The organism is Ilumatobacter sp. (assembly GCF_046290335.1).
Taxonomy (GTDB): domain Bacteria; phylum Actinomycetota; class Acidimicrobiia; order Acidimicrobiales; family Ilumatobacteraceae; genus Ilumatobacter_A.
In genome coordinates this window covers 773,123-780,591 of record NZ_JBKAGH010000003.1, presented here as the reverse complement: position 1 = coordinate 780,591, position 7,469 = coordinate 773,123, and the positions used below count along the sequence as shown (strand labels likewise).

Annotated in this window: 4 protein-coding genes and 1 pseudogene; 3 read left to right on the top strand and 2 right to left on the bottom strand. The window is 68.8% G+C overall.

From position 1 onward, the window contains the following. Positions 1–139: 139 nt before the first annotated feature. Positions 140–3,580, top strand: coding sequence for an RCC1 domain-containing protein (locus ACE37B_RS16065; RefSeq protein ID WP_409924333.1), 3,441 nt, complete (start codon positions 140–142; stop codon positions 3,578–3,580). A gap of 56 nt (positions 3,581–3,636) precedes the next feature. Beyond that, entirely contained in the window at positions 3,637–4,476 is an 840-nt protein-coding gene (locus tag ACE37B_RS16060; RefSeq protein ID WP_409924332.1) for a transposase, read from the top strand. 43 nt (positions 4,477–4,519) lie between these two features. On the opposite strand, the gene ACE37B_RS16055 is transcribed toward ACE37B_RS16060, so the two are convergent. Then, positions 4,520–5,506 (bottom strand): SAM-dependent methyltransferase, encoded by a 987-nt coding sequence (locus ACE37B_RS16055; RefSeq protein ID WP_409924331.1) that lies wholly within the window; start codon positions 5,504–5,506, stop codon positions 4,520–4,522. Between the two features lie 841 nt (positions 5,507–6,347). On the opposite strand from ACE37B_RS16055, the gene ACE37B_RS16050 reads away from it, so the two are divergent. Beyond that, the gene (locus tag ACE37B_RS16050) at positions 6,348–6,470 is read left to right on the top strand and encodes a hypothetical protein (RefSeq protein ID WP_409924349.1); all 123 of its coding nucleotides are present in this window, start codon (positions 6,348–6,350) and stop codon (positions 6,468–6,470) included. Positions 6,471–6,837: 367 nt separating this feature from the next. Here the strand turns inward: ACE37B_RS16050 and ACE37B_RS16045 are convergent. Then, positions 6,838–7,155, bottom strand: a pseudogene (locus tag ACE37B_RS16045) (fibronectin type III domain-containing protein); the annotation flags it as partial. Between the last annotated feature and the right edge of the window lie 314 nt (positions 7,156–7,469).

Sequence of the window (7,469 nt, the reverse complement as noted above, 5' to 3'; positions counted from 1 at the left end):
CGACAGAGTGGGTCAGACCCACTCTGTCGCACGCACCCAGACACCCCCGCCCCGGCACCCAGACGACAGAGTGGGTCTGACCCACCCTGTCGCAGGTTCGTTCACGCTCCGCTGATGCTCGTCGTCTTTGATCTCAGGCATGAACATTCGACGCATCCTCGTCGCAGCGGCCGCCGTGGTGGCCGGAGCGATCAGCGTGGTTCCCTCCAGCGGAGCCCCTGTCAACGCAGCGCCTGGCGATCCGATCGTGCCGGTCGCCGGACAACGAACACTCTCGGGCGACTACGACACCACCTGTGTGATCCTGGCCGCCGGCAGCGTGCAGTGCTGGGGTGAAGGGTCGTCCGGGGAGATCGGCGACGGCGGCGGCGGCGACCGCCCACGTCCATCGACGGTGACCGGATTGACGAACGTCGTCGACATCTCTGCCGGCGACGACATCACGTGTGCCGTCACGTCCGACGGGCGACTCTGGTGCTGGGGGACCGACAGCAACGGCGAACTCGGCAACGGCCCGGGCGCGACCGGCGACACGTTCACCCCGCAGCCCGTGCCGGGTATGAACGGCACGGTCGATGTCGCCGCGGGCTACGACCACGTGTGTGCGGTCAAGGCCGACGGTACCGCGTGGTGCTGGGGTGAGGGCGACGGTGGCGAACTGGCGTCAGGCACCATCGACGACCAGGTGTCGCCCTTCCAGATCCCGGGCATCACCGACGCCCTCGCCGCCGCGGTTGCCCAGGAAGGATCGTGCGTGCTGCACCGCGACGGCACCGTCAGCTGCTGGGGGAACAACTCCGAGGGCGAGGCCGGGAACGGGACCACCGATCCCGTCGACGTCCCCACCAAGGTGGCCGGCGTGACCGGAGCGATCGACATCGAGAAGGCCGACGACGCCACGACCTGCGCGCTGATCGACGACGGCACGGTGCGGTGCTGGGGGGATGCCAGTGCAGACTGGCTCGACGGGACGAGCACGCCGGTGACCTTCCCGTTCCTCGACGACGCGATCGGCCTGCGCACGGGCGACGAGACCATCTGTGTCATCCGCAGCGACTTCAGCCTGTGGTGCGCCGGCGACGACTCGGATCGCCTTCCGAACGATCATCCGGAAGATCGAGAGACACTCGACCCGACCGGCATCACCGGCGTCGCCGACGCCACGATCGGGGAGAGCCACGGCTGCGTCCTCCTCGCCACCGGCACGGTCGAGTGCTGGGGACGCAACGGAACGAACGGAGCGCTCGGCGTCGGCGCTCCGAGCGAGACCGACCCCGTCGAAGTGCCGGGGATCGGAACTCCGACGGCGATCGACGCTGGCGGCGACACCACCTGCGCGATCGTGAACGGCCAACTCTGGTGCTGGGGCAGGAACGACGACCGACTCATCGTCGACTCCGACGCGAACTTCGTCGCCGACCCGACCCGAGTCGGCACCGCAACGAATCTCGTCGACGTCTCGCTCGGCTACCGTCACGCCTGCGTACTCGATGCGAACGACAAGGTGGCGTGCTGGGGCCGCAACTTCGACGGCGAACTCGGTGTCGGCGACACGACCGATCGCCCCGCAACGCCGACACAGGTTGCTGGCAACTTCCGCGAGGTGTCGGCCGGCTTCCAGCACACCTGCGCCATCCGACTCAACGACGCGGTTGCGTGCTGGGGGCGGAACTCGTTCGGAGAACTGGCGACGGGCGGAACCGGCCCCGACGTGCTGGTCCCGACCACCATCGTCGTTCCGGACGCCGACTTCACCACGATCTCGACCGGCTGGTACCACACCTGCGCGGTCACGGTGAACGCACGTGTCCGCTGCTGGGGACGAGGCAACGCCGGGCAACTCGGGCAGGGTTCGACCAGCGACGAGACCTCCCCGACCCTCGTCGACGACCCGAACACCGACTTCGTGGGAGTCGCAGCCGCTGACGGCGCGAGCTGTGCGACTCGAGGGACGATCGTGACCTGTTGGGGTGGCAGCAACATGGCCGAAGGGGCCGGCACCATCGCCACCACGCCTGTGGACAAGACACTCGTCGGGCCCTGGACGTCGCTGGACGCCTACGACGAGCACGCGTGCGCCATCAGAGAGAGCGACGACGTGGTCCACTGTTGGGGCAGCTCATGGAGCCTGCGTCTGACGAGCGCTGCGGGAACGAACTCGCGAATCGCTGAGCCGCTCGCTGCTGCGGGTGTCGGCCCGGCGATTGCGGTCACCACCGGCTCGGAGCACTCGTGTGCCATCGAGACGAGCGGACGCGTCATGTGCTGGGGCGCCAACGGCTACGGCCAGGCAGGTCTGGCATCGGAGTTCGAGACGCCGCAGACCGTGACACTGTCCGGGCCCGCACTCGTCGACGTCGTCCCCACGCCACCCCCGACTGCGCCGCCGACCACGGCCCCGCCGACCGGTCCTGCGCAACCGTCCGGATCCGACGTGTTCGTGTCGGTCAGTCCGGCTCGTTTGGTGGAGACCCGTATGGGTCCGGGGCTCACGACGATCGACGGGGTGCAGGAGGGAATCGGGCGTCTCACGGCGGGGGAGGAGTTGACGGTCGCCGTCGCCGGTCGTGCCAACGTGCCAGCCGATGCGGCGGCCGCGGTGCTGAACGTCACGGCGATCGGGCCCGACTCGGCCGGGTTCGTCACCGCACATGCGTGCCTGGATCCGCGACCGCTCGCATCGAGCCTCAACTTCGCCGCGGGCACCAATCTCGGCAACGAGATCATCGTCGAACTCGACGACTCCGGCGACGTCTGTTTGTTCACGTCCGCAGGGATGCACCTCGCTGTCGACGTCGCCGCCTACCTGCCGGCCGGCGCCGAGTACCGTCCGGTGGGCCCGGCCCGACTCGCGGATACTCGCACCAACGGAGCCGCCGACACCGTCGACGGCCAGTTCGAAGCCGACGGCATCCGCCAAGCCGACACCGAGTACACGATCCGCGTCGCGGGTCGAGCCGGTGTGTCGACCGACGCCAAGGCGGCCGTGATCAACGTGACCGCCATCGGTGCGACCGGTCGTGGTTTCTTCACCGTGCACCCGTGCACGGCGACTCGACCGACCTCGGCCAGCCTCAACTACATCGCCGGCGTCAACCGCGGCAACGAGATCATCGCCCCGCTCTCCGCGAACGGTGACGTGTGCGTCTACACCTCCACCACGACGCAACTGTCGATCGACGTCGTCGGCGAAGTCACCGCCGACCGTTACGTCCCGATCGTGCCCGCCCGCTACCTCGACACTCGCCCGGGTCAGGCAGCCATCGACGGCGCTGTCGAGGACGACGGCGTCCGCACCGCCGGGCAGACCACCGTGCTGTCGATCGCCGGCGTCGGCTCCGTGCCGAACGACGCGACGACCGTGACACTCAACGTCACGGCTGTGGGGCCGGAATCGGTCGGCTTCGTCACCGTCCACCCGTGCCTGCCGAGCGCACCCAACACCGCCAGCCTCAACTACACCGCTGGCGTCAACGGCGGCAACGAGATCATCGCCGAGCTCGATGCGAACGGCGACGTCTGCCTCTTCACGTCGTCGCCGACCCACCTCACCGTCGACGTCGCCGGCTACACCCGCTGACCAGTGCGACAGAGGGGTCAGACCCACTCTGTCGCACCCGTCGCCATGATCGTCACATGCCACGACGACCACGCATCGACCTCGAAGGCGGCATCCACCACGTCATGAATCGGGGAACCGACCACCGGCCGGTGTTCCTCTCCGATCACGACCGTGTGGAATTCGGCCGTCTCCTCTCGGACGTCGCCGACCGCTTCGGCGTCACGACACTCGCCTACTGCCTCCTCGACAACCACTACCACCTCGTGGTGCACTGCCCCGAGGGCAACCTTTCCGCAGCGATGCAACACCTCGGGTCGGTGTACACCCAGCGGATCAACGGACGGGCCGAGCGCGATGGTCCCCTGTTCCGAGGGCGGTTCCACTCGATCCCCGTCACGACCGATCGATATCTGCTCATCGCCGTGCGGTACGTGCACCGCAATGCGCTCGACGTCTCGGGCGTCGACGACGTCGCCGCCTACCGATGGTCGAGCCACCGGGCGTACCTCGGTCATCGCCGGGCCGCCGACTTCCTCGACACCGACCGGGTCCTCGCCTACTTCGGTGGCGACGCCGACCGCTTCCATTCGTTCGTTGCCGGGCCCGAGCGGCCGGAACGTGAGCGCCTACCGGCGGCGGACCTCGACACCGTGCTCTCGGTCGTCGATCTGTTCGTCGCCAAGGCCTCGCTGCGCACCGATGGGCCCGCGAAGTGGTTGGAGCGGATCGTCCTCACGGTCCTGCTCGATCTCATCCCGCCCGACGAACACGATCGGCTCGCCACTCGGATCGGCGAACCCTCGAGCCGAACGCGCCAACGTGCCCGTCGGCGCGCCGCAGACGATCCGGTCGTGCGCCACCTCGTCGACGCTGTCTGTGCCGAGGTGGAACTCGCCGTCTACCGGGCAGCGTGAACCACGCGGCATGCGACAGAGTGGGTCTGACCCACTCTGTCGCTCAGGTGCGCCATTCGGCGACGAGGAAGTTGCCGAGGCCGGCCGGGTCGAGCAGCGCTTCGGCTTCACTGACCCGGCTGCGCATCTTCATGGCCTCGAGTCCGGGTCGGGCGGCTTGTTCCTCCCACACTCGCTTGCCCTCGGCGACCAGTTCGTCGATGCCGTGCAACTGCAGGAATTGTGCCTGCGAGCGAACCGAATCGGGTGTCGGCAGCTGATCGAACGGCACATCGGTCGTGATGTCCTGGCTGCCGGGAGCCGCGAGATAGTGCTCTCCGCGCTCGTTGCCGCGATAGGTCCGCAGCCAGTCCCGCCACGGTCGACGAGCCATGTCGGCCGTGTGCGGCGCGCCATAGTCGACGGCCAGGACCGTCCCCGATCGCACCAGCGATCGGGCCTCGACGATCCACGTCGCAGCCCGGTCGATCAGCGGTGCTCGTGCTCCGAAGGGGGCCGAAGGCGGCAAGACCGACGGCGCCGGATCGAACGGCGACGACAACACCTCGATGAGGCGACCATCGGAGCCCATGTCGACGTAGGCCTCTCGCCATCCCCCGTCGAAGACAGCCAGCCGGAACGGGAGGTTGTCGAGCAACTCGTTGGCGATGACCACACCGTCGAACGGTTCGGTCGGCATGGTCTCCGCCGACGTGACCGAGTCGGGATGACGTTCGCGCTGGACCGCTGAGATCTCGACGGCGACGTAGCGAAGCGCGGCGCGACACGCGGGCGCTGCCGCCAGCACCGAGCGGGCCAGCGTGCCGGGGCCGGCACCGACCTCGACGACGGTGAACACCTCGGGTTCACCGATGCGCCGCCACTGCGCATCGAGATACCGGGCGACCACCGCACCGAACAGCGGTCCGACCTCGGGCGACGTCAGGAAGTCGCCGCGCCGGCCAGCCGATCCTCCGCTCGTGTAGAACCCGCGGGGCCCGTACAGCGCCTCGTCCATGAATCGGTCGAACGGGATCGGTCCAGTCGTCACGGCGCACAGCCTGGCAGCTGGCTGGGTGGATGCGACAGATGACGGTCGGGGCGGTGACGATGCGGCCAGAGCGACAGAGTGGGTCTGACCCACTCTGTCGCTCTGGGTCAGGCCGGGAGATGGCCGACGACGTCGATGGTGAGATCCGTTCCGGCGCTCACGAAGACGCACACCGTGCCGGTCGAGCTCAGCTTGGCGATCACCTCGTTGCCGACGACGACGCCGGCGGCGCCGAAGTTCAGCGACGACGCCACCGGCTGATCCCCACACGGGAACATCGTGAGGAAGCCACGACCGTCGGGATTGATCGCCGTCACGTTCATCACGGCGGCACCGACGTCGGTCGCCGGCACGCCACCACGACCCGCGATCTGCACTTCGATCACCTCGGCGGCCGCGACGCGACCCTCACCTTCGAACTGACCGTCGATGGTCTCGAGGCCTGGCCCGGTGCGGGTCTCGAGGAGGCGGGCCGGGTCGAGCGACACCGTCGTGCTCCCGTCCGGCACGTAGCCGACCACGTCGACCGTCAGGCCGGTCGACGCCGAGGAGTAGATGCACACCGTGCCGGCGTCGCTGAGTTTCGCGATGATCTCGTTGCCGACGACGACGCCAGCGGCGCCGAAGTTCAGCGACGACGCCAGCGGACGGTCACCACAGGCGTACGCCGTGATGAAGCCGCGACCGGACGGGTTGATCGCCGTCACGTTCATGATGACCGAACTCACGCCGGACGACGCCACGCCACCCCGGCCGATGATGTCGATCTCCACGAAATCATCCGGGCCGACGTTGCCGCCACCTTCGAACTGGCCGTCGACGGTGTCCAACCCGGGCCGCGATTCGAACAACCGCGCCGGATCCAACGACACCACCGGACTGCCCGACGGCACCGCGCCGACGACGTCGATCGTCAGATCGGTCTCGGTGCTGGTGTACACGCAGACGCTGCCCGATGCGCTGAGCTGCGCCACCACCTCGTTGCCGACCACGGCGCCCGCAACACCGAAGTTCAGTCCGGAAGCGACCGGGCGAGGACCGCACGAAAACACCGTGAGGAAGCCGCGTCCGGACGGATTGATCGCCGTCATGTTCATCACCACGGCGTCGACACCCGTCGCCGGGACCCCCGCTCGGCCGACGATGTCGACCTCGATGAAGTCGTCGGCCGCGATGCGACCGGTGCCCTCGAAGTCACCGTCGACGGTCGACTGACCGGGACGGGTGTCGAGCACACGACCCGGAGTCAGCGAGATCACCTCGGCGTCTGGCGACGACGGTACCGGAGTCGGCGCGACCGGTGTCACCGGCGCCGAGGCCGAGGACGGCTCCGACCGTCTCGATGCCGTGCTCGCGACGACGGTGAAGGTGTAGGACGTGCCGTTGGCGAGACCGGTCACCGCACACGACGTCGCCCCGGTCGTCGTGCACGTGGCGCCACCCGGGGAAGCGGTCACGGTGTAGCCGACGACCGGTCCACCGCCATCGTCAGCGGGGGCGGTCCACGACACGGTCGCTCGCCGGTCGCCCGCGACGCCGTTGACCCCGGTCGGCGCGTCCGGGACCGGACCGAGATCGAAGCCGATCGGCTCGACCCCGGAGTCACCGAACGAGCCCGACCCGTAGATGACCTCGTTCGTCAGCACCATGCGCTCACGGGCGTCGAAGCCTTGCGCCACGAAGTCGACCACGACCTCGGCCGAGTTGGCAGGACCGGACGTCCGCAGCAGCGCGGGCCCGGTCGGTGTCGTCAGCGCCGACGGCCGACGAATGCCGCCACCCTTGCCCTCCTCGAACGGAGCGGTCTGGACGTACAGCTGTCCTGCGTGCACGCCGACGATGCTGATGACCCGGTCGGGCACCGACTCGAGCGTCGTCATGACACCATCGTGGATCGACACGAGTTGTCCGACCGGGTCGCCGGTCGCTCCGGCCAGTCTCGAGCCCCCGCCGCCGCCGGCCT

Bases quoted from the DNA above. Each gene is read 5' to 3' on its own strand.
- ACE37B_RS16065 (WP_409924333.1), top strand. From the start codon at position 140: ATGAACATTCGACGCATCCTCGTCGCAGCGGCCGCCGTGGTGGCCGGA.
- ACE37B_RS16060 (WP_409924332.1), top strand. From the start codon at position 3,637: ATGCCACGACGACCACGCATCGACCTCGAAGGCGGCATCCACCACGTC.